22 protein-coding genes are annotated in these 22191 nt (G+C 69.5%); 12 read left to right on the plus strand and 10 right to left on the minus strand.

Features of this window, described 5'->3' with window-relative positions; all coding sequences use genetic code 11:
* Positions 1–1467, plus strand: a complete 1467-nt coding sequence (locus AC2SGK_RS07670) for an NAD-dependent succinate-semialdehyde dehydrogenase (protein WP_488323000.1) — start codon at positions 1–3, stop codon at positions 1465–1467.
* Between the two features lie 112 nt (positions 1468–1579).
* Here the strand turns inward: AC2SGK_RS07670 and AC2SGK_RS07675 are convergent, their stop codons facing one another.
* The 3 genes from AC2SGK_RS07675 to AC2SGK_RS07685 are packed head-to-tail and all read right to left on the minus strand — an operon-like array spanning position 1580 to position 3872.
* The gene (locus AC2SGK_RS07675) at positions 1580–1933 is read right to left on the minus strand and encodes a cupin domain-containing protein (protein WP_411840397.1); all 354 of its coding nucleotides are present in this window, start codon (positions 1931–1933) and stop codon (positions 1580–1582) included.
* Positions 1933–3210: an NAD(P)/FAD-dependent oxidoreductase gene (locus AC2SGK_RS07680; RefSeq protein ID WP_488323001.1), complete on the minus strand. Its 1278-nt coding sequence runs from the start codon at positions 3208–3210 to the stop codon at positions 1933–1935. Before AC2SGK_RS07680 ends, AC2SGK_RS07675 begins: the two co-directional genes overlap by 1 nt.
* Positions 3207–3872, minus strand: coding sequence for a haloacid dehalogenase type II (locus AC2SGK_RS07685; RefSeq protein WP_488323002.1), 666 nt, complete (start codon positions 3870–3872; stop codon positions 3207–3209). The genes AC2SGK_RS07680 and AC2SGK_RS07685 overlap by 4 nt, the downstream gene beginning before the upstream one ends.
* A 296-nt stretch (positions 3873–4168) precedes the next feature.
* Between AC2SGK_RS07685 and AC2SGK_RS07690 the strand changes: the two genes are divergently transcribed.
* From AC2SGK_RS07690 to AC2SGK_RS07725, 8 genes are all read left to right on the plus strand, one after another.
* Positions 4169–4990 carry a GNAT family N-acetyltransferase gene (locus tag AC2SGK_RS07690; protein ID WP_488323003.1) on the plus strand — a complete coding sequence of 274 codons (822 nt, stop codon included), beginning with the start codon at positions 4169–4171 and terminating at the stop codon, positions 4988–4990.
* Between the two features lie 15 nt (positions 4991–5005).
* A complete protein-coding gene (locus AC2SGK_RS07695) occupies positions 5006–6382 on the plus strand; it encodes an aminotransferase class III-fold pyridoxal phosphate-dependent enzyme (RefSeq protein WP_488323004.1) in 1377 nt (458 codons plus the stop codon).
* Positions 6382–7290: a 2-hydroxyacid dehydrogenase gene (locus AC2SGK_RS07700; protein WP_488323005.1), complete on the plus strand. Its 909-nt coding sequence runs from the start codon at positions 6382–6384 to the stop codon at positions 7288–7290. Before AC2SGK_RS07695 ends, AC2SGK_RS07700 begins: the two co-directional genes overlap by 1 nt.
* A gap of 187 nt (positions 7291–7477) precedes the next feature.
* Positions 7478–8194 (plus strand): HAD-IA family hydrolase, encoded by a 717-nt coding sequence (locus tag AC2SGK_RS07705; protein ID WP_488323006.1) that lies wholly within the window; start codon positions 7478–7480, stop codon positions 8192–8194.
* Between the two features lie 51 nt (positions 8195–8245).
* The gene (locus tag AC2SGK_RS07710; RefSeq protein WP_488323007.1) at positions 8246–9856 is read left to right on the plus strand and encodes an ABC transporter substrate-binding protein; all 1611 of its coding nucleotides are present in this window, start codon (positions 8246–8248) and stop codon (positions 9854–9856) included.
* A 49-nt stretch (positions 9857–9905) separates the two neighbouring features.
* On the plus strand, positions 9906–10859 hold the full coding sequence (locus tag AC2SGK_RS07715) for an ABC transporter permease (protein WP_488323008.1): 954 nt from the start codon (positions 9906–9908) through the stop codon (positions 10857–10859).
* A 5-nt stretch (positions 10860–10864) separates the two neighbouring features.
* The gene (locus AC2SGK_RS07720; protein ID WP_488323009.1) at positions 10865–11713 is read left to right on the plus strand and encodes an ABC transporter permease; all 849 of its coding nucleotides are present in this window, start codon (positions 10865–10867) and stop codon (positions 11711–11713) included.
* Positions 11713–13338: an ABC transporter ATP-binding protein gene (locus tag AC2SGK_RS07725; RefSeq protein WP_488323010.1), complete on the plus strand. Its 1626-nt coding sequence runs from the start codon at positions 11713–11715 to the stop codon at positions 13336–13338. Before AC2SGK_RS07720 ends, AC2SGK_RS07725 begins: the two co-directional genes overlap by 1 nt.
* On the opposite strand, the gene AC2SGK_RS07730 is transcribed toward AC2SGK_RS07725, so the two are convergent.
* A complete protein-coding gene (locus AC2SGK_RS07730) occupies positions 13335–13811 on the minus strand; it encodes an Lrp/AsnC family transcriptional regulator (RefSeq protein WP_411840387.1) in 477 nt (158 codons plus the stop codon). The two genes, AC2SGK_RS07725 and AC2SGK_RS07730, sit on opposite strands and share 4 nt — an antisense overlap.
* Positions 13812–14029: 218 nt before the next feature.
* Here AC2SGK_RS07730 and AC2SGK_RS07735 point away from each other — a divergent pair, with 218 nt between their 5' ends.
* Positions 14030–15349, plus strand: a complete 1320-nt coding sequence (locus tag AC2SGK_RS07735) for an NAD(P)/FAD-dependent oxidoreductase (RefSeq protein ID WP_488323011.1) — start codon at positions 14030–14032, stop codon at positions 15347–15349.
* A gap of 20 nt (positions 15350–15369) precedes the next feature.
* Here the strand turns inward: AC2SGK_RS07735 and AC2SGK_RS07740 are convergent.
* The 6 genes from AC2SGK_RS07740 to AC2SGK_RS07765 form a co-directional block, all read right to left on the minus strand.
* Positions 15370–16169, minus strand: a protein-coding gene (locus AC2SGK_RS07740; protein ID WP_488323012.1) for an IS5 family transposase whose coding sequence is annotated in 2 segments (ribosomal slippage) — positions 15370–15848 and positions 15848–16169 — 801 coding nt in all. Because the reading frame shifts where the segments join, the coding sequence is not laid out codon by codon here.
* A 61-nt stretch (positions 16170–16230) separates the two neighbouring features.
* Positions 16231–17097: an N-acetyltransferase gene (locus tag AC2SGK_RS07745; protein ID WP_488323013.1), complete on the minus strand. Its 867-nt coding sequence runs from the start codon at positions 17095–17097 to the stop codon at positions 16231–16233.
* A gap of 221 nt (positions 17098–17318) precedes the next feature.
* Positions 17319–18032 carry an arsenical resistance protein ArsH gene (gene arsH / locus AC2SGK_RS07750; protein ID WP_488323014.1) on the minus strand — a complete coding sequence of 238 codons (714 nt, stop codon included), beginning with the start codon at positions 18030–18032 and terminating at the stop codon, positions 17319–17321.
* Positions 18025–18444, minus strand: coding sequence for an arsenate reductase family protein (locus AC2SGK_RS07755; protein ID WP_488323015.1), 420 nt, complete (start codon positions 18442–18444; stop codon positions 18025–18027). Before AC2SGK_RS07755 ends, arsH begins: the two co-directional genes overlap by 8 nt.
* A complete protein-coding gene (arsB, locus tag AC2SGK_RS07760) occupies positions 18441–19493 on the minus strand; it encodes an ACR3 family arsenite efflux transporter (RefSeq protein ID WP_488323016.1) in 1053 nt (350 codons plus the stop codon). The genes AC2SGK_RS07755 and arsB overlap by 4 nt, the downstream gene beginning before the upstream one ends.
* Before the next feature lie 31 nt (positions 19494–19524).
* Positions 19525–19857, minus strand: a complete 333-nt coding sequence (locus tag AC2SGK_RS07765) for an ArsR/SmtB family transcription factor (RefSeq protein ID WP_488323017.1) — start codon at positions 19855–19857, stop codon at positions 19525–19527.
* A gap of 192 nt (positions 19858–20049) precedes the next feature.
* Here AC2SGK_RS07765 and AC2SGK_RS07770 point away from each other — a divergent pair, with 192 nt between their 5' ends.
* Together AC2SGK_RS07770 and AC2SGK_RS07775 are read left to right on the plus strand one after the other, a co-directional pair.
* The gene (locus tag AC2SGK_RS07770; protein ID WP_488323018.1) at positions 20050–21027 is read left to right on the plus strand and encodes a sugar phosphate isomerase/epimerase family protein; all 978 of its coding nucleotides are present in this window, start codon (positions 20050–20052) and stop codon (positions 21025–21027) included.
* A 43-nt stretch (positions 21028–21070) separates the two neighbouring features.
* Positions 21071–22117: a sugar ABC transporter substrate-binding protein gene (locus tag AC2SGK_RS07775; protein ID WP_488323019.1), complete on the plus strand. Its 1047-nt coding sequence runs from the start codon at positions 21071–21073 to the stop codon at positions 22115–22117.
* Positions 22118–22191 lie beyond the last annotated feature (74 nt).

Here is a 22191-nt window from a genome sequence, read left to right on the forward strand (position 1 = left end):
ATGACCATCCACGCCCCCATCAGCCGGCTGGCCGATCCGGACCTGATGCGCCAGCAGGCGCTGATCGGGGGGCGGTGGGTCGATGCCGATGACGGCGCCACGGTCGCGGTCACCGACCCCGCGACCGGTGCGACCCTGGGCACGGTGCCCGATGTCAGCGCCGCCCAGACCCGCGCCGCGATCGCGGCGGCCGATGCCGCCTTCGCCGACTGGCGCCATCGCCCCTCAGCCGAGCGCGCCGATCTGCTGATGGCCTGGCACGACCTGATGGTCGCCGCGACCGAGGACCTGGCGCTGATCCTGACGCTGGAACAGGGCAAGCCCCTGGCCGAATCGCGCGGCGAGATCGCCTATGGCGCCAGCTTCATCAAGTGGTTCGCCGAGGAGGCCCGGCGGATCGAGGGCCAGATCATCCCCGCCCCTACCGCCGACCGCCGCATCCTGGCCATGCGCGAGCCGGTCGGCGTCTCGGCCATCATCACGCCCTGGAACTTTCCGAACGCGATGATCACCCGCAAGGTCGGCCCGGCCTTGGCCGCGGGCTGCACGGTGGTGGTCAAGCCGTCGGAATTCACGCCCTATTCGGCGCTGGCCCTGGGCGTGCTGGCCGAACGCGCGGGCATCCCCGCGGGCGTCATCAACATCGTGACCGGCCTGCCCACCGCCATCGGCGCTGCGCTGACCGACAGCGCGACGGTGCGCAAGCTGTCCTTCACCGGCTCTACCCGCGTGGGCTCCATGCTGATGGGCCAATGCGCGCCCACGGTGAAGCGCCTGTCGCTGGAACTGGGCGGCAACGCGCCGTTCCTGGTCTTCGACGATGCCGACCTGGACGCCGCGGTCGAGGGGCTGATCGCCGCCAAGTTCCGCAACGGCGGGCAGACCTGCGTCTGCGCCAACCGCATCTTCGTGCAGGACGGCATCCACGACGCCTTCGTCGCGCGCCTGTCGGAGCGGGTCTCGGCCCTCAAGGTCGGCCCCGGCACCGATGCGGACACGCAGATCGGCCCGATGATCAACGCCGCCGCCTTGGAGAAGATCGAGGCGCATCTGGCCGACGCGACCGCCCAAGGCGCGCGTATCGCGGCCCAGGCCCCCGCCCCCGCCGGGCAATATGCCCGCCCGACCGTGCTGACCGGGGCCACGACCGCGATGCGCCTCGCCTCGGAGGAGACCTTCGGCCCCGTCGCCCCGATCTTCCGCTTCCGCGATGAGGCCGAGGCCGTGGCCGCCGCCAATGCGACCCCCTTCGGCTTGGCCGCTTATTTCTACACCCGCGACCTGTCGCGCGCCTTCCGCGTGGGCGAGGCGCTGGAATTCGGGATGGTGGGCCTGAACACCGGCGCGCTCAGCATGGCCGTCTCGCCCTTCGGGGGCGTCAAGCAGTCGGGCCTGGGCCGCGAGGGCGCCCGCGCCGGCATCGACGAATACCTGGAGACCAAGGCCTTCCACATGGCGGGCCTCTGACGCCGAAGGGCGGGCACGACGCCCGCCCCCTGGCGCGACGCGGGGTTCCCCAAGGGGCCGATGGGCCCCTTGGGCGAGGGGTGCGGGGGAGCAGGCTCCCCCGCCTTCCCCGTCAGCCGACGATCACATAGATCTTGCGCACCGTCTCGATGGTTTTCCACACCCCGCGATAGCCCGGCTTCATGACGAAGCTGTCGCCCTTGCGGAAGACGCGCGGCGCCTGCCCCTCCTCGGTCAGCTCGATCACGCCCTCCAGCAGGTGGCAGAACTCGAACGTCTCGCCCTTGATCGAATGGTTCTCTCCGGGCGTCGCCTGCCAGATGCCCGTGCGGATCCTGCCCGCGTTCGTGTCGTCAAAGGCCCAGGTCAGGAAGTCCGGGTCCCCTGCGATCAGGCGTTCGGGCGCGCATTTCGCGGCCACGGGTTCCCCGGCCTCGGCCAGGTCGATCTTCTTCAACAGGCTCATCAGCTCACCTTGTCCTTCATCTTGTAATACATCCCCACCAAAGGCAGGAACCACGGCTTGCCCGAATGCATCGGCACCGCGGCCCAAGGCAGGTCTTCCCATGGGTTCGCGCGCGCGCGGCCCATGATGCGGTCGGCGATGATCTCGCCCATATGCGTGGCGATCTGCGCGCCGTGGCCCGAATAGCCCATCGAGAACCACACCCCGTCCGCCTGTCCCGTGCGCGGAAAGCGGTCGGCGGTCATGTCCACCAGCCCGCCCCAGCAATAGTCGATGCGCACATCGGCCAGCTGCGGGAACACCTCGGCCAGCGCCGCCTTCAGCACCGCGCCGCTGCGCGCGTCCGAGCGCTGGTCCGACCGGGCCGAGAACCGCGCCCGCCCGCCCCAGATCAGCCGCCGGTCCGGCGTCAGGCGGAAATAATTTCCGATGTTCATCGAATTGACAAAGGTCCGGTCGCCCGGCACGCTGCCCGCGATCTGCGCCTCGGTCAGGGGCGCGGTCGCGATGATGAAACTGCCCACCGGCACGATCCGCCGGCGGAACCACGGGAAGGCGTCGCCCGTATAGGCCCCCGTCGCCAGCACCACCTGCCCCGCCGTCACCGCGCCGCGCGGCGTCTCCAGCCGCCATCCCGCCCCGGACCGGGTCCGCGCGGTCACCGGCGCCTCCTCATGGATGACCGCGCCGCGCCGGGCGGCGGCATCGGCCAGCCCGGCGACGAAGCGGCCCATATGCATCATTGCGCTGCGCCGCTGCAGCATGCCGCCATGGAACGCGTCGCTGACCACCTCGGCCTCCAGCGCCGCGCGGTCCAGCCATTCGGTGTCGGGATCCGCCTCGCGATGCACCGCCTCGAAGTTGCGGCGCAAACCCGCGACATGGCTCTCCTTGGAGGCCAGCTTCAGCTTGCCCGACCGGCGGAACCCGCAATCGATCCCCTCCTCCGCGATGATGCGCTCGATCGTGGCGATGCCGTCATCGAAGGCGCGGTAGAGCGCGCGGGCCTTCTCGGCGCCGAACCGCTCCATCGCGGCCGGATAGCTGTGTGCGATGCCGTTGTTCAGATGCCCGCCATTGCGCCCCGAGGCGCCCGCGCCCACGCGCAGCGCCTCCAGCACCACGACGGACTTGCCCTCCATCGCCAGCTGCCGCGCGACGCCGAGGCCGGTGAAGCCCGCCCCGATCACCGCCACGTCGTAATCGCCCGACACCGGCCCGCGGACCGCCCCGGCAAAGGGCGTGGCGCTGTCCTGCCAGTAGGGAACCTGCCTCACAGCCCGAAGACCCCCGGCAGCCCGCCGATATCCCTGATCTCGGTATAGCCGTAATAGGGGTTCGCCGGTTCATGGCCGCGATTGACCCAGACCTTCTGCGTGATTCCCAGATCATGCGCGGTCATCAGATCATAGCGGAACGACGACGAGACGTGGCAGATGTCCTCCGGCCCGCAGCCCAGCTTGTCCAGCATGTACTCGAAACCGCGCATCTGCGGCTTGTAGGCGCCGGTCTCCTCGGCGGTGATGACCATGTGGAAGGGCGCGCCCAGCTTGTCGACATTCGACATGATCTGGCTCTTCATCGCGTTGGACAGGATGACCAGCGGGATCTCCTGCGCCACCTTGGCCAGGCCCGCGGGCACGTCGGGATGCGGACCCCAGGTCGGCACCTCCTCATAGACGCGCACCGCATCCTCGGGGCGGAAGGGCACGCCGTTCGCGCGGCAAGTCCGCTCCAGCGCATTGTGGACCACATCGGCATAGGGCTTCCACGCGCCCAGCACCTCGTCCAGGCGATAGGCGGCGAAGTTCTTGATGAACTGCACCATCGCCGGCTCGGACAGGGCCTCGCCATAGATGCGCCGCGCGGCGCCCGCCATGTCGAAATGCGTCAGCGTGCCGTAGCAGTCGAAGGTGATGAACTTGGGGCGGGGGGACATGGCATGGCCTCTGGATTGGATTGGCGATGCCCCAAGCCTAGGCGCGCCCGGCAGGCCGCACGCGCCGCATCCATGCGCCGCCAAGGCAGATTGCACCGTTCTGGCCCGGACCTGCCGCAGGATATGTCGCGGCGGGTCCGGCGCGCCTGCCGCGCCGCGCGCATGGCCGACCGGGGCACGGCATATCCTGCGGCAGGGCCGCGACATGACGGCGCAAGATTGTGCCGCGACCGGGCTTACGGCGGCAGATGCCGCGCCCGCCGCGCCAGACTGGCCCCACACGATCCGGAGGCCCCATGTCCGACACCATCACCCTTGCCCCCTTCGCGTCCGAGCATCTGCCGGCCGCCTTGGCCCTGTCCCGCGCCGAGGCCTGGCCGCATCGCGCCGAGGACTGGGCCCTGCTGTCGTCGCTCAGCCGGGGCCTCGTCGCGCTGGCGGATGGCCAGGTCGCGGGCACGGCCCTGCTGACCCGCTTCGGCCCCGTGGGGCTGGTGAACATGATCATCGTGGGCGAGGCGCTGCGCGGCCGGGGCCTGGGCCGCCGCCTGGTCGAGGGGCTGATGGCCGAGGCCGACATCCCCGAATACCGCCTGATCGCGACCGAGGCGGGCCTGCCCCTCTATCGCAAGCTGGGCTTTCTTGAGACCGGCCGCATTCGCCAGCATCAGGGTCCGGTCGCGCCGCCGCCCACAGCACCCGTCGATTGGGCCAGTGCCGCAGATCATGCCGCGCTGACTGCGCTGGACCGGCAGGCGACCGGCATGGACCGCGCGCCCCTGATCGCGGCGCTGCTGCGCCAGGGCCGCGTCGCGGTGCTGCGCGAGGCGGGGCAGCCCATCGCATGGGGCGCGATCCGGCCCTTCGGGCGCGGACAGGTCGCGGGCCCGGTCATCGCCCGGGACGGCGCCACGGCGCGCAGCCTCCTGTCCGCGCTGATGGCGGGCCAGGAGGGTCGGTTCCTGCGCGTGGACGTGCCCGAGGATAGCGGCCTGTCGCCCTGGCTGGAAACGCTTGGCCTGGCGCCCGTGGGCGGCGGGGTCGCCATGTCCACGGCCCCCGTGCCCCACGCCGCCCAGATCCACAGCTTTGCCCTCGCCGCTCAGGCGCTTGGTTGAATAAGGACCCTTCCGATGCTTGCCAATTCCCTGGTCGAACTGGACCGCGCCCATCTGATCCACCCCGTCGCCAGCTGGCGCGGCCATGAGGCCGCGGGCCTGCGCCTGCTGACCCACGGTCAGGGCACCACCGTGCGCGACGGCGAAGGCCGGACCCTGATCGACGGCTTCTCGGGCCTGTGGTGCGTGAATGCGGGCTATGGCCAGCCCTCGGTCATCGAGGCCGCGACGCGGCAGATGCAGCAGCTGTGCTATGCGACGGGCTATTTCGGCCTGGGCGCCGAACCCGCCGTGCGCCTGGCCGCCCGCCTGGCCGAGGCCGCGCCGGGCGATCTGGACCATGTCTATTTCACGCTTGGCGGCTCGGACGCGATCGACAGCACGGTGCGCTTCGTGCGCTATTACTGGAACGCGCGCGGCATGGCGTCCAAGCAGCATTTCATCTCGGTCGCGCAGGGCTATCACGGCTCGTCCACGGTCGGGGCTGGGCTGACGGCGCTGCCGTCCTTCCATGCGGGCTTCGGTGTCCCTTACGACTGGCAGCACAAGATCCCGTCGCACGACCTCTATCGCAACCCGGTGGGCCGCGACCCGCAGGCGGTGATCGAGGCCTCGCGCCGCCATCTGCTGGACAGGATCGCGGCCCTGGGCGGGCCCGAGCATGTCGCGGCCTTCTATGTCGAGCCGATCCAGGGATCGGGCGGCGTCCTGGTACCGCCGCCGGGCTGGATGAAGGCGATGCGCGACCTGTGCACGGAACACGACATCCTGTTCATCGCCGACGAGGTCATCACCGCCTTCGGCCGCACCGGCCCGCTGTTTGCCTGCGCGGATGAGGGGATCGTGCCGGACTTCATCACCACCGCCAAGGGGCTGACCTCGGGCTATGTGCCGATGGGGGCGGTGTTCATGTCCGACCGGGTCTATCAGGTGATCGCCGACGGGGCGGGCAAGGCCGCGGTCGGCCATGGCCAGACCTATTCGGCGCATCCCGTCTCGGCGGCGGTGGGGCTGGCGGTGCTGGACCTCTATGAGGACGGGCTGCTGGCCAACGGGCGCGCGATGGGCGTGCGACTGCAGGCGGGGCTGGCGGCGCTGTCGGACCATCCGCTGGTGGGCGACGTGCGCGGGCGCGGCATGCTGGCCGCGATCGAGCTGGTCACCGACAAGGAGGCCAGGACCCCCCTGCCCGCCACGGCGGAACCCGCCACGCGCATCTTCGACCGCGCCTGGTCCGAGGGGCTGGTCCTGCGCGCCTTTGGCTGGGGCGTGCTGGGCTTTGCGCCGCCGCTGTGCTGCACCGAGGCCGAGATCGACCAGATCGTCGAGCGCACCCGCCGCGTCCTGGACCTGACCCTGGACGACCCCGAGATCCGCGCGGTGATGCGCTGATGGCGGCCCTGTTCCTGTCCGAACCGGCACGGGGCGCGGTCTTCGAACGCGCCTTTGCGGAGGCCCTGCCCGACCTGCCCTTCCATCTGGGCCATGCGCCCGATCCGGCGGCGGTCGAATACATGATCGCCTGGACGCCCCCCGCCGACCTCTCCGCCTATCCGAACCTGCGCCTGATCTTCTCGGTCGGGGCGGGGGTGGATCAGTTCGACCTGACCGCCCTGCCCCCGCAGGTCGGTGTGGTGCGGATGCTGGAGCCGGGCATCGCGCGGCAGATGGTGCAGATGGCCGTGATGGCGGTCCTGGCGCTGCATCGCGACCTGCCCGCCTATCTGGATCAGGCGCGGCAGGGGCGATGGCAGGCCCGCGCCAACCGCCCGGCCGAGACGACGCGGATCGGGGTCATGGGTCTGGGCCAGCTGGGACAGGCGGTGCTGGACGCGCTGGCGCCATTCGGCTTCGCGCGCGCGGGCTGGAGCCGCAGCCCGCGCAGCCTGGCCGGCGTGGACTGCATGACCGATCTGGACGCCTTCCTGGCGCGGACGGACATCCTGATCTGCCTGTTGCCGCTGACCGAGCAGACGCGCGGCATTCTGGACGACGACCTGTTCGCCCGCCTGCCCGATGGCGCGCATCTGGTCCATCTGGGCCGCGGCGCGCAGCTGGACCCCGGCGCACTGGAACGCGCGCTGGAGGCGGGGCTGGCCTCGGCCTGGCTGGACGTCACCAACCCCGAGCCGCTGCCCGCGGATCATCCGCTGTGGCGCGACCCGCGCGTTGTCGTCACGCCGCATGTGGCCAGCCAGACCAATGCCGCCGATGGCGCGGCCCATGTCATCGCGGGCATCCGCGCCGACCGCGCGGGGCGCGCGGCACCCGGCCTGATCGACCGCGGCCGCGGCTACTGAGCGTGCCGCCGCGCGCCGCCAATACGGAACTTTCTGCGGCGCAGGCGACGATTTCGGGGTTTTCGGTCGCGACTATGGCCGGAGACTGAACAGGACGGCAGGCGGAACAGACTGTCACGACCGGGGCGACCCGGCGCACCGCCTGCCACAGGAACGCCGCGACGCGGCCATCTGACGGGACGAATCCATGCCGAAGAAGCCCCTGAACGCCTATAAATGCCTGACCTTCGACGTGGTGGGCACGCTGATCGACTTTGAAAGCGGCCTGATGGACAGCCTGTCCGCCATCGCCGCCGAACACGGCACCCGCCTTGCGCGCGAGGATGTGCTGAGCGCCTATCGCGCCGAACGCTATCGCCCCGACGTGCAGCGCTTTCCCGACGACCTGGAGCGGGTCTATCTGGCCATCGCACCCCAACTGGGCCTGCCGCGGGACGCGGAGCTGGGCCGGCGGCTGCGCGACGACGCGGCCCGCTGGCAGCCCTTCGCGGATTCGGTCGCGGCCATGCAGGCGCTGTCGCGCCGCTACACGCTGGTGGCGATGACCAATGCGCAGCGATGGGCCTTCGCGCATTTCGACGCAGCCCTGGGCCATCCGTTCCACGCGTCCTTCACCACCGACGACACCGGCACCGAAAAGCCCGATCCGGCCTTCTTCCACCACGTCCTGACGGCGCTGGAGGCGCGGCGCGTGGCGCGGGACGACATCCTGCATGTCGCCCAGAGCCAGCATCACGACATGGGCGTCGCGCGCGACCTGGGCCTGGCCACCTGCTGGATCCAGCGCCGCCACGACCAGCCGGGATGGGGCGGCACCATCGCGCCCGCCGCCGTCACCGTGCCCGATTACCACTTCACCGCGATGGCCGAGCTGGCCGCAGCGGTCGAACCCGCCTTTGCCTGACCTTCCGCCGCAGAAGCCCCCAAGGGCCCGGCCCCAACCTGGAGAGACATGATGACCAACAGGGACGTCACCAACTGGACCCGCGCCGATGACGCGATGGTCGAGACCGCCATCCGCCGGGGCGCCAACCGGCGAGAGCTTTTGCGCATGTTCATGGCCGGCGGCATCGCCATGGCCGCGGGCGGCGCGATCCTGACCCGCGCGGGCGCTGCTCTGGCGCAGACGCCGGTCAGCGGCGGCCATCTGCGGTCGGCGACCTGGTCGGCCTCGACCGCCGACACGCTGGACCCGGCGGCGGCGGCCAATGCCACCGACTACACCCGCGCCTGTTCGATCTACAACCGCCTGACCTTCCTGAACGAGCAGGGCGAGCTGGTGATGGAACTGGCCGATGCCATCGAATCCGACGATGCGCGCGTCTGGACGGTCACGCTGAAATCCGGCGTCACCTTCCATGACGGCAAGACGCTGACCGCCGATGATGTCGTCTTCTCGCTGATGCGCCACAAGGACCCGGCCGTGGGCTCCAAGGTCGCGACCATCGTCGAGCAGATCGAGGAGGCCCGCGCCGAGAACCCCACGACCGTCCGCATCACCCTGGCCGCGCCCAATGCCGACCTGCCGACCATCTTCGCGATGCATCACTTCATGATCGTCGCGGAGGGCACGACCGATTTCAGCCTGGGCAACGGCACCGGCGCCTTCGTGCTGGAGGATTTCCAGCCCGGCATCCGCAGCCTGATGTCGCGCAACCAGAACTATTTCCGCCAGCCTGCCCATCTGGAAAGCCTAGAGATCTTCGCCATCGCCGATGACAATGCCCGCGTGAACGCGGTGCTGGCCGGCGACATCCACATGGGCGCCAACATCAAGCCGCAGTTCCTGCGCATGGTCGAGGGTCAGCCGGGCATCGCGCTGAACAGAAACACCGCGGGCAACGACACCAACCTCAACGTCCGGCTGGATCTGGCGCCGGGCGACAAGGCGGGCTTTGCCGAGGGGCTGAAATACCTGCTGGAACGCGAGACGATCCAGCGCTCGGCCCTGCGCGGCCTGGCCGAGATCGGCAACGACCAGCCCATCCCGCCGATGAACCCCTATCACAATGCCGAGCTGAAGCCCCGCGAATACGACCCCGAGCGCGCCCGCTCGCTGTTCGACAAGGCGGGCCTTCTGGGACAGCGGATCGAGGTCGTCAGCTCGGACGCGGCGAACGGCGCCAACGAGATGGCGATGATCCTGCAGCAGGCCGGGTCCGAGATCGGGATGAACTTCGACATCCAGCGCGTGCCCGCCGACGGCTACTGGTCGAACTACTGGCTGCAGGCGCCGGTCCATTTCGGCAACATCAACCCGCGGCCCACGCCCGACATCCTGTTCTCGCTGCTCTATGCCTCGGACGCGCCCTGGAACGAGAGCCAGTACAAGTCCGAGAAGTTCGACGGCATGCTGGTCGAGGCGCGCGGCGAGCTGGACTTTGCCCGCCGCAAGGAGATCTATGACGAGATGCAGGTCATGGTCGCCAACGAGGCCGGCACCGCGATCCCACTGTTCCTGACCGGCGTGGACATCCATACCGACAAGCTGCACGGCGTGCGTCCGAACCCGCTTGGCGGCACGGGCGGCTTCGCCTTCGCCGAATACGCCTGGCTCAGCGCGTGAACCGCCCGCCCCCGGCCGCGCGCCGGGGGCCCATTCACAGGAGAGGCGCATGAATATCCAGGTCCTGAACCTGATCCTCGGCCGTATCTGCGTGTCAGCCGTCATCCTGCTGATCGTCGGCTTCATCGTCTTCGGCGCGACCCAGATGCTGCCCGGCGACGTGGCGCAGATCCTTCTGGGCCAGGCCGCGACCCCCGAGGCCGTGGCCGGCCTGCGCGAGGCTATGGGCCTCGACCAGCCCGCGATCCTGCGCTTCTTCGGCTGGATCGGCGGCATGCTGACCGGCGATCTGGGCCATTCCTATGCCAACCGCATGGCCGTGGCCGATCTGATCGGCGGGCGGCTGGCCAATACGCTGAAGCTGGCGGCGATCACCGCGGCATTCGCGGTGCCGGTCGCGCTGGCGCTTGGCATCACCACCGCGATCTGGCGCGGCAGCCTGTTCGACCGGCTGGTCAGCAGCGTGGTGGTCGCGGTGATCTCGGTGCCCGAGTTCCTGGTCGCGACGCTGGCCGTGCTGATCTTCGCGGTCTGGCTGGGCTGGCTGCCGGCGCTGTCCTTCGGCGGCGACACCTCCAGCATCTGGGCGGTGCTGCGCGCCTATGCGATGCCGGTCATCACGCTCAGCTTCGTCGTCTCGGCGCAGATGATCCGCATGACCCGCGCCGCCGTCATCGAGACGCTGAAATCCCCCTATGTCGAGATGGCGCTGCTGAAGGGCGCATCGCGCGCGCGCATCGTGCTGCGCCACGCGCTCCCGAACGCGATCGGGCCCATCGTGAACGCGATGGCGCTGTCGCTGTCCTACCTGCTGGGCGGCGTGATCATCGTCGAGACGATCTTCAACTATCCGGGCATCGCAAAGCTGATGGTGGATGCGGTCGCCACGCGCGACCTGCCGCTGATCCAGGGCTGCGCGATGATCTTCTGCCTGGGATACCTGCTCCTGATCACCATCGCCGACGTCGTGGCGATCCTTGCCAATCCGAGGTTGCGACAGTGATGGCCATGACCCTTTCCCTCCGCGCGCTGTCCCCCCGCCGCCTCGGCTGGAAGGTCAGCCCCCTGGGCGTGCTGGCCGCCTGCGTCATCGTCTTCTGGGCGGCCGTCGCGGTCATCGGCCCCTGGATCGCCCCCCACCCGCCCGGAGAGATCGTCGATTACGACTTCTTCGGGCCGCTCTCGGCGCAGTTCCCGCTCGGCACCGACTATCTGGGCCGGGACATGCTGTCGCGCGTGCTGGCCGGGGCACGCTACACGGTCGGCATCTCGCTGGCGGCGGTGATGCTGGCCTGCACGGCGGGGGTCGTCCTTGGCATGACCGCGGCCGTCATCGGCGGCTGGACCGACACCGCGATCAGTCGGGTGCTGGACGCGGTCAGCTCGATCCCCTCGAAGCTGTTCGGCCTGGTCGTGGTCGCGGCCATCGGCTCCTCCATCCCGGTGCTGATCGCGGTCCTGGCGGTGGTCTACACGCCCGGCTCCTACCGCTTCGCCCGCGCGCTGGCGGTGAACGTGAACACGATGGATTACGTCACCGTCGCCCGCGCACGGGGCGAGCGCACCGGCTACCTGATCCGGGCCGAGATCATGCCCAACATCCTGGGGCCGGTGCTGGCCGACATGGGCCTGCGCTTCGTCTTCATCGTGCTGATGCTGTCGGGCCTGTCCTTCCTGGGCCTGGGCGTGCAGCCGCCCAATGCGGACTGGGGATCGCTGGTGCGAGAGAACATGGGCGGGCTGTCCTTCGGGGCGCCGGCGGTGCTGGTCCCGTCGCTGGCCATCGCCACGCTGACCATCAGCGTCAACCTGCTGATCGACAACCTTCCCACCCGCATCCGCGACAGGAGCGAATGATGAGCCTGGTCCAGATCCGCGACCTGCGCCTTGGCGCGACCACCGACAGCGGCCGCGAGGTCGAGATCATCCGCGGCGTCTCGCTGGACATCGCGCCCGGAGAGATCGTGGCCCTGATCGGCGAATCCGGCAGCGGCAAGACGACCATCGCCCTGTCGCTGATGGGCCATTGCCGCCCCGGCTGTCGCATCCGCTCGGGCTCGGTCATGGTGGACGGGCTGGACATGGCCACGGCGCCCGAGGCCCGGCGCGCGGCCATGCGCGGCACCACCGTCGCCTATGTCCCGCAAAGTGCGGCGGCCGCCTTCAACCCGGCGATCCGGCTGATCGACCAGGTGATCGAGGTCGCGCGCATCCACGACCTGATGCCGATGGAGGAGGCCCGCGCCAAGGCGGTCGAGGTGTTCCGCGCCCTGGCCCTGCCCGACCCCGACCGCATCGGAGAGCGCTATCCGCACCAGGTCTCGGGCGGGCAGCTGCAGCGGCTGGCCGCCGCCATGGCGCTGATCGGCGACCCCAAGCTGGTGATCTTCGACGAACCCACCACCGCGCTGGACGTGACCACCCAGATCGAGGTGCTGCGCGCCTTCAAGTCGGTGATGAAGGCGGGCGGCATGGCGGGGGTCTATGTCAGCCACGACCTGGCCGTGGTGGCGCAGATCGCCGACCGCATCATCGTGCTGAAGGGCGGCGAGGTGCAGGAGGAGGGCACGGCCGAGCAGATCCTGCATCGCGCCGCCCATCCCTACACGAAATCGCTGCTGGACGCCTTCCACCCCGCGCCCCGCAGCGCGGCCCCCCCGCTTGCGCAGGGCGTCCCCGCGCTGGAGGTGACGGGCGTCACGGCCGGCTACGGCCGCGGCCGCGACGGCCAGCCGCTGAAGATCGCGCTGCACGATGTCAGCTGCCGTCTGGACAAGGGCCGCAACCTGGGCGTGATCGGCGAATCCGGCAGCGGCAAGTCGACCCTGGCCCGCGCCATCGCGGGGCTGCTGCCGCCGGTCTCGGGGCGGGTCCTGCTGGACGGGCACCGGCTGGAGCCGGGGGTCGCCGCGCGCAGCAAGGAGGACCTGCGCCGGTTGCAGATCGTCTTTCAGCTGGCCGACACGGCGCTGAACCCGGCGCAATCGGTGGGCGACATCATCGGGCGGCCGCTGACCTTCTATCACGGTGCCAAGGGGAGTGCCCGCGAGGCCCGCGTGGCGCAGCTGCTGGACATGGTGCGCCTGCCCCGCGCCATGCGCCACCGCCTGCCCGGAGAGCTGTCGGGCGGGCAGAAGCAGCGCGTGAACCTGGCCCGCGCCCTGGCCGCCGATCCGGAGGTGATCCTCTGCGACGAGATCACCTCGGCGCTGGACACGGTGGTGGCCGCCGCGGTCATCGACCTTCTGAAGGAGCTGCAGCGCGAGCTGGACCTATCCTATGTCTTCATCAGCCACGACCTGTCCACGGTCGAGGCGATCTGCGACGAGGTCATGGTCATGCATCACGGCCGCGTGGTCGAGACCCTGGCCGCCGACCGCCTGTCCGAGGCCCGCGACCCCTATTCGCAGCTGCTGTTCGCCTCGGTGCCGCAGCTGGACACCGGCTGGCTGGACCGCGTGCCGCAGCGGGCGGCGGGCTAGAGGTCGAACAGGTTCTGCAGCGGCAGATGCGCCTTGGAGAAGGGCGTCTTGATGACGACGAAGCTGAAATACTTGTCGATGCCGACCTCGGCATCGATCAGCCGCTCCATCACCGCCTGATAGTCGCCGATCCCCGCGGTCACGAACTTGACCAGATAGTCGTAGCCACCCGACACCAGATGGCATTCCACCGCCTCCTCGACCTTCTCCAGCGCCTGCTGAAAGCGGGCAAAGTCGATCTGGCGGTGGTTTTTCAGAGTGATCTCGGTGAAGACGGTCAGGGTCGGGCCCAGCTTGGCCACGTCGATCTGCGCCGAATAGCCGGTGATGTAGCCCGCCTGCTGCAGCTTCTTCACGCGCATCAGGCAGGGGCTGGGCGACAGGTGGACCAGGTCGGCCAGCTCGACATTGGTGATGCGGCCGTTCTTCTGCAGCTCGTGCAAGATGCGGATGTCGATGCGGTCCAGCTTCATGGTCGGCGCCTCCGATCTGCGCCTGCCGGGTCTAGCATGATCTGCGGCGACCTCAACGATTCCGGCGCCCATTTCGGCCCCGACGGCCCGGATTCCGCCCGCTGCCCAAAGCTGCCGCGTCCCTTTGCGCAAACGGCAGGACCTGCTGCGCGGGCAGACGATCCGGCATATCCCGCGGGCGCTGGCGGGCAGAATGACCTCAGAATAAGGAGACGACCATGCCCGCGCCCCTGCTGACCATCCAGACCGGTTCCGACCTGCCCGCCCGCGCCGACGTCGTGGTGATCGGCGGCGGCATCGTCGGCTGTTCGACCGCCTATTACCTGGCCCGCAAGGGCGTCCGCGTCGCGCTGGTCGAGAAGGGCCGCGTGGGTGCCGAACAGTCCAGCCGCAACTGGGGCTGGTGTCGCCAGCAGAACCGCGACGCGCGCGAGCTGCCCATGGCCACGCGCAGCCTGGACCTGTGGGAGGCGATGGCCCGCGACATCGGCCAGGACCCCGGCTTTCGCCGCTGTGGCCTGCTGTATCTGTCCGACAGCGAGGCCGAGATCGCCGGTTGGGCGCGCTGGCGCGAGATGGCCCGCGGAATGGGCGTCACGACGCACATGCTGGACGCGTCGCAGGCCGCCGAGCGGGGCCGCGCCACGGGCCGGGCGTGGAAGGGCGGGGTCTTCTCGCCCGATGACGGCGTGGCCGACCCGTCGCGCGCCTGCCCGGTGATCGCGCGCGGGATCATGGCGGCGGGCGGCACGGTCCATCAGATGTGCGCTGCGCGGGGCCTGGAGCTGTCGGGCGGGCGCGTGTCGGGCGTCGTCACCGAACGCGGCACCATCGCCACCTCGACCGTGGTGATGGCGGGCGGGGCCTGGGCCTCGTCCTTCTGCCACCAGCTGGGGGTCAGCTTTCCGCAGGCCTCGATCCGCTCCTCGATCATGAGCGTGATGCCCGGCGTCAACGGTCCGGACGCGCTGCACACGGCCGGGATCTCGGTCACGCGGCGGGGCGACGGGGGCTATGCGCTGGCCATCTCGGGGGCGGCGCGGGTGGACCCGACGCCGCAGCAGATCGTCCATGCCCGCCACTTCCTGCCGATGTTCGCCAAGCGCTGGCGCATCCTGCGGCCCGGCGGGACGCAGGCCTGGCGCGCGGGCCACGAGACGCGCCGCCGCTGGCGGCTGGACGCGCCGACCCCGATGGAGCGGATGCGCGTCCTGGACCCGGTCCCCGACGCCCGCGCCCTGCGCCGCATCCGCGCGCGTGCCGACGCGCTGATCCCCGCCATGGCCGGGGCCCGCGTCCAGGCGACCTGGGCGGGTTACATCGACAGCTCCCCCGACGGCGTTCCTGCCATCGGCGAGACCGCCGTGCCGGGCCTGGTGCTGGCCGCGGGGTTCAGCGGGCATGGCTTCGGCATCGGGCCGGGCGCCGGAGAGATGATCGCCGACATGGTCACGGGCGCCGTGCCGGCGCTGGACCCCGCGGCCTATCACCCCGACCGCTTTGCCAAGGGCAGCTGGGGCAAGGTCTCGGAGTTCTAGGATCGGGACTCGTTCCCGGGTCATGGCCGGAACATGACGGTTGCGTCGAGGGCGATGGCTGAGAGGAAGACCTTCGGGCATCTGTCGTAATGGGTTGCGACCCGTCGCCAGTCCTTCAGCCGGCCGAACATGATCTCGATGCGGTCGCGGCGCTTGTCATACTCGGCGGGTTTCCCACGGGACTTCCGTCCCGGTATGCAGGGCTTTATCCCCTTGTCTTTCAACGCATCTCTGAACCAATCGGCATCATGGCCACGGTCGCCCAGCAGCCATTCTGCCGCCGGCAAGCTGCCCAACAGGGCCGCAGCACCGCTGTGATCGCTCACCTGAGCTGCCGTCATGAGGCACCGGACCGGCCGCCCATCAGCGTCGGTGACGGCGTGCAGTCTGGTGTTCCGTTCTCGGGCGAAACTGTCCACTGGACAGTTTCTGTCTCCCTCAAACCCCTTGATGCGGCCGATCAGGCGGCCCTTCTGGTCCCCGGGTCCCCTTCTTCGGCCCGCAGGCTGCAGGCCGTGCGGTGCGCCTTGAGATCGGTCGCGTCGATCATCACCGTCTTTGGACCGGCCGCCTCGGAGGCCAGGCCTTCCATCATCCGGACGAAGACGCCGTTGTAGCCCCACCGCTTCCAGCGATTGCAGAGGGCCTTCGGCGGACCATACTCCCTGGGCGCATCTTGCCACCGCAAGCCATTGCGATTGCTGAAGATAATGCTGCTGAGAACACGCCGGTCATCGACGCGAGGCTTTCCGTCGCTGTTGGGGAGAAACGGCCGAAGGCGAGCCATCTGCGCATCCGTCAGCCAAAAAGGATTGCTCATGATCCAGTCTACTTACCGAGCCTGAAGCATCCCGCGCGGCTGAAATCAATGGCTCCTGAGCCTAGCCGAGCGCCTGGTTCGCCAGCGCAAAGATCTGCGCGCCCGGATCGACCGGGCGCGGCCGGCCCCGCCACATGCTGGTCACCGTGTCATGGGCGGGCAGGCCGCAGGCCCTCAGCATCTCGATGAAGGGACCGTCGGTCCGGGCGGTGTCGATGCGCAGGAAGCGGCCCCGATGCGCGGCGACGTGTGGCGCGGCCAGGGCCACGCCATCCTCGGGCGTCGCGGCGACGACCGGCCCCACCACATGGCCCCGCCCGAAGCGACGGCAGAGTGCATAGCCGGTGACGCCGCCGCCCTCCTCGATGACCGTGCCGGTGGACTGCTCCAGAAACAGCGTCAGCGCATCGCGCCGCTCGGCGCCATAGGCGCGGGCGTCCAGCGCGCGGACCGCGCCTTGGTCTTCGGGGCGCAGCGGCCGGACGCGGGGGTCGGGGCTGGGCGCCGCGGTCACGACCCCCTGATGCTGCCAGACCCGCGGCCCGGTCTGGAACCCCAGGGCGACATAGAGCCGATAGGCCGCGTGGGTCGCATGCAGCGCCAGATCGCGCGGGCCGGTGCGCGCCAGGATCTGCTCCATCATCCAGCGCCCCGCGCCCCGCTCCTGCAGGCGGGGGGTGGTGATGACCATGCCGAGCCGCGCCAGGTCGGGGGCCACGGGAAACCACATCGCGGAGCCGAAGGGCCGGCCGATCTCGTCGGTCAGATAGATACCCTCGCCAAGTCGCAGGGCGGTGGCCCAGTCCTCGGTGCGGTGCATCCAGCCGACGCCGACCGACAGCTCGTGCAGCTTCGGGATGGCCTCGGGGGTGATCGGTCGCGCGGACAGGCTGAAGCTGTCGACCAGGCGCTGCGTCTCGTCAGGCATCGGATAGGCGTCCCCCCTTCGGCATGCGGACCGCAGGCCCGATCCGGCACCCGCATGTCCCACCGGCCCAAGACGACCATGCCTCGGGCGGCATGGAAAGAGGGAAACACCGGGACGCGGCGCCGAAGGGCCGGGGTCGTCCCTTCGGCTATAGCATCGGGGCGACGGCAGGACCTGCCGAAGATCGCCGGGCCGCGACATAACCTGTCGGCATGCCGCCCTCAGACCGCCTGCGACTGGTTGACCCGCTTCGACAGCGCCTCGTGGCTCTCGACGCGCTCGGAGTAGCGGTCGACCAGGTGATCCTTGATGTCTCGGGTAAGTAGCGTGAAGCGCACCAGCTCCTCCATCACGTCCACGATGCGGTCGTAATAGGGCGAGGGCTTCATGCGCCCGGCCTCGTCGAACTCGTCCCAGGCCTTGGCGACCGATGACTGGTTCGGGATGGTCAGAAGCCGCATCCAGCGGCCCAGGATGCGCAGCTGGTTGACGGTGTTGAAGCTCTGGCTGCCGCCGCAGACCTGCATCACGGCCAGCGTCTTGCCCTGGGTGGGGCGCACGCCGCCCAAGGACAGCGGAATCCAGTCGATCTGCGTCTTCATCACGCCAGTCATCGCGCCATGGCGTTCGGGCGAACACCAGACCATGCCCTCGGACCAGCCGACCAGATCGCGCAGCTGGGCGACCTTGGGGTGGTCGGCCTCCGCCGCATCGGCCAAGGGCAGGCCGCGCGGGTCGAAGATCCGCGGCTCGGCCCCCAGGGCGGTCAGCAGGCGCGCGGCCTCCTCGGTCGCGAAGCGCGAGAAGCTGCGCTCGCGCAGCGAGCCGTAGAGCAGCAGGATGCGGGCCGGATGGCTGCTGCGCGTCGGCGGATGCAGCCGCGCGGGGTCGATGGCGTCGAAGCAGGCGGGGTTCAGGTTCGGCAGGTCACTCAACGATCCGGCCCTCCTCGGTCAGGATCATCTGGCCGTCCTCCTTGTAGAGCGGACCGGCGGGCAGGCGCTCCAGCAGCGGCAGCACCGCCTCGGAGGGACGGCAGAGCCGCACCCCCCTGGGCGAGGCCACGATGGGGCGGTTGACCAGCACCGGATGGGCCAGCATCGCCTCCAGGATCTGCGCATCCGTGACACCCTCCTCCAGCAGGCCCAGCTCGGCCGCGGGGGATTTCGTGTCCCGCAGCGCCTGTCGCGGGGTCAGATCGGCCGCGGCCAGCAGGGCCAGCAGCTGCGGCCGCGTCCAGCCTTCGGACAGATAGTCGATCACCACCGGCTCGGTGCCCGAGGCGCGGATGATCTCCAGCACGTTGCGCGACGTGCCGCAGGCGGGGTTGTGGTGGATGACGATCATGCGCGGACCTCCGGGAAACGGGCGCGGGTGCGGTTGGCAAGGGCGACGAGCGACAGCATCACCGGCACCTCGACCAGCACGCCCACGACCGTGGCCAGCGCCGCGCCCGAGTTCAAGCCAAAGAGGCTGATGGCGACGGCGACCGCCAGTTCGAAGAAGTTCGACGTGCCGATCATGGCGCAGGGCGCGGCGATCCGGTGCGGCACGCGCATCAGCCAGGCGGCGCCATAGCCGATGGCGAAGATCAGATAGCTCTGGATCAGGATCGGCACGGCGACCAGCGCGATGATGGCCGGCCGGTCCAGGATCGTCCGGCCCTGCAGCGCAAAGAGGATCACGACCGTCGCGACGAGGCCGATCATCGAGCAGGGCTTGATGCGCGCCGAGAAGGCCTCGATCCGGTCGGCGCCGCCCAGGGCGCGGCGCGTCAGCAGCCCCGCCGCCAGCGGCAGCACGACATAGAGGACCGTGGCCAGAACCAGCGTCGACCACGGCACGGCGATCTCGGTCACGCCCAAAAGCAGCGCGACGAGAGGGGCGAAGGCCACCACCATGATCAGGTCGTTCACCGACACCTGCACCAGCGTGTAGGTCGCATCCCCCCGCACCAGCTGCGACCAGACGAAGACCATCGCCGTGCAGGGCGCGGCGCCCAGCAGGATCAGGCCCGCGATGTATTGCTGCGCATCCTCGGGCGCGATCCAGGGGGCAAAGACATGGTCGAAGAACAGCACCGCCAGCAGCGCCATGGTGAAGGGCTTGACCAGCCAGTTGACCGCCACCGTGATCAGCAGGCCCCGGGGCTGGCGGAACGCGCCGCCGACGGACGCGAAATCGACATTGACCATCATCGGATAGACCATCGCCCAGATCAGCACCGCGACGACCAGGTTGACCGATGCGACCTCGGCCCCGGCGATGGCCCGGACCGGGCCGGGGGCCGTGGCGCCGAGGGCCAGACCCGCCGCCATGGCCAGCGCGACCCACAGGGTCAGCCAGCGTTCGAAGGCGCCCAGGGGGGCGGTCTGCACGGGCGTGTCGTCGGTCATCGGAAGGGGTCCTTGTCGGAGGAGGCCGCGCTCAGCAGGCGCAGGCGATCTGGTCGAGGATCGGCTGGCACAGCGCGGGCTGGCCGCCGCAGCAATCCTCCATGAGAAAGCCCAGCAGCCCGCGCATCGTGTCCATCCGTGCGAAATAGCGGATCGACCGGCCCTCGCGCTCGGATCGCACCAGATCCGCGGCGGTCAGGATGGTCAGGTTGTTCGACAGCGTGTTCGCCCGGACCCCGAGCTGAGCCGCGATGTCCCCCGCGGCCATGCCGCCCGGCCCGGCCCGGACCAGCAGGCGGAACACGTCCAGACGCATGTCGTGGGCCAAGGCGGACAATGCCGCAAGGCTGTCATTCTTTTCCATGCTTCATGTTTAATCGAATAGTTTTCGATCTGCAAGGCGGTTTCGCGGCCCGCATCACGCGCGGCAGCGCGATCGGGACCGGAACCTCGGACATGACCGGGACGGCCTGCGCGAAAAGAGACGGGGCCGCGCAAAGATTTCTTGACTGCTTCACATATACTTATTTATTTGTGAAGTAACGGAGGGCTTCACATGACCAGATTCGCAACGCGCCTGAACTCATTTGCCGCGCAGGCCGATCGGGCCTGGCCCGACCATGCGGGTAAGCCGACGCTGGAGATGATGGCGCGCCGGGCCGCCAGCGTGCCGGGCCTGACGCATGTGGACCTGAACTTTCCCGACCATGTCGCCGACGATCCCCGCGACGTGCTGAACCGGATCACCGATCTGGGTCTGCAGGTCAACGGCCTGGCCATGCGCTACTACACGAACCCGGCCTTCAAGCTGGGTGCCTTCACCAATCCCGACCGCACCGTGCGGCAGGAGGCGCTGGACCTGACCAAGCGCGGCATCGACGCCGCCTTGGCAATGGGTGCGCCGCTGATGACGCTGTGGCTGGGTCAGGACGGCTTCGACTACAGCTTCCAAGGCGATTACGGGCGCATGTGGGACGACGAGGTGTCGGGCATCCGCGAGGTCGCCCAGCATGCGCCCGAATGCATGATCTCGATCGAATACAAGGCGAACGAACCGCGCTCCTATGCACTGCTGCCGGATGCGGCGACGACCCTGCTGGCCATCGCCGAGACGGGCTGCGCCAATACCGGGGTCACGCTGGACTTTGCCCATGTGCTCTATGCCGACGAGATGCCGGCATTCGCCGCGACGCTGATCGCGCGCAAGTCGCGGCTGCTGGGCGTGCATCTGAACGACGGATACGCCAAGCGCGACGACGGGCTGATGGTCGGCAGCGTGCATCCGCAGGCCACGCTTGAGCTGCTGTGGCAGATCGGGCGCGACGGCTATGACGGGGTGATCTACTTCGACACCTTCCCCGACGCCTCGGGCATCGACCCGGTCGAGGAATGCCGCACCAACATCGCGGCGGTCGAACGCTTCATGGCCATGGCCGAGCGCGTGTCCGCGGACAATGCGCTGCACGAGGCGATCGCCACGCAGAATTCCCCGGTCAGCCAGCGCGCCATCGGACGCATCATGGCCGGGGGCTGACTTCACAGACCTCACGGTTATCGTAAAGGGAGGAGACCCAAAGATGATCTCGATCAAGACGTTCCTGCTGGCCGGCGCGATGACGGCCCTGACCGGCGCCGCCTTCGCGCAGGACCTGGCGCCGCTGAACTCGGATACCGAGGCCGACCGCATGGACTGGTCGGCGCTGTCCGAGCAGTTCGGAGAGATGCCCGCCGCGCCCGAAGGCACCCAGGTGGGCGGCGTGTCCAAGACGCTTACCAACGAATACTGGCGCTCGCTTGGCGAGGGCTATCAGAACGTGGCGGACGCGCAGGGCGTGACGCTGGCCTATCAGGCGGCCCCGTCCGAGGGCGACCAGCTGGGTCAGCTGCAGATCGCGGAGAGCATGATCCTGCAGGGCAACAAGGGCCTGCTCGTCTCGCCGCAGACCGACAACAACCTGCAGCCCGCGATGGAGGCCGCGGCCGAGCAGGGCATCGTGGTCGTGAACGTCAACGACGCGGTGATCCCGTCCGCGGAACATTACGTCGGCAACGTCCAGCGCGACAACGGCGTGCGCGTGGCGCAGTGGTTCATCGACAACAAGCCCGAGGGCGGCAAGGTCGCCGTGATCGAGGGCCAGCCCGGCGTCTTCGCCGCGGGCCAGCGCACCGACGGTTTCACCGCGACCATCACCGACGCGGGCAAGTTCGAGGTCGTGGCCAGCGTGCCTGCCAACTGGAGCCGCGAGACCGCCTATGACGCAGCCTCGACCATCCTGCAGCAGCATCCCGACCTGATCGGCTTCTATGCCAACAATGACGGCATGGCCCTGGGCGTGGTCGAGGCGGTCAAGGCCGCGGGCCTTCAGGACCAGGTCGCGGTGTTCGGCACGGACGGCATCTCGGACGCCTATGCCTCGATCCGGGCGGGCGATCTGACCGGCACCGTCGACAGCTTTCCGGTCCTGACCGGAGAGGTCGCGATGGAGGTCGTGCTGCGCCTGATCGGCGGACAGGACCTGCCCCGCGTGGTCGCCACCCCGCAGGCGCTGATCACCGCCGACAACGTCGAGGACTACTCGGTCGAGGATACCGCGGCGCTGCGCGAGCTGCTGCTGGCCGAGTGATCCGGATCGCCCCTCCCGGCGGCGCGGCGGGTTCCTCCCCCCGCCGCGACCCGGGCCTCGGGTGGCGCCGCGAT

The organism is Paracoccus sp. NIOT.M2S5SZ12 (assembly GCF_057748165.1).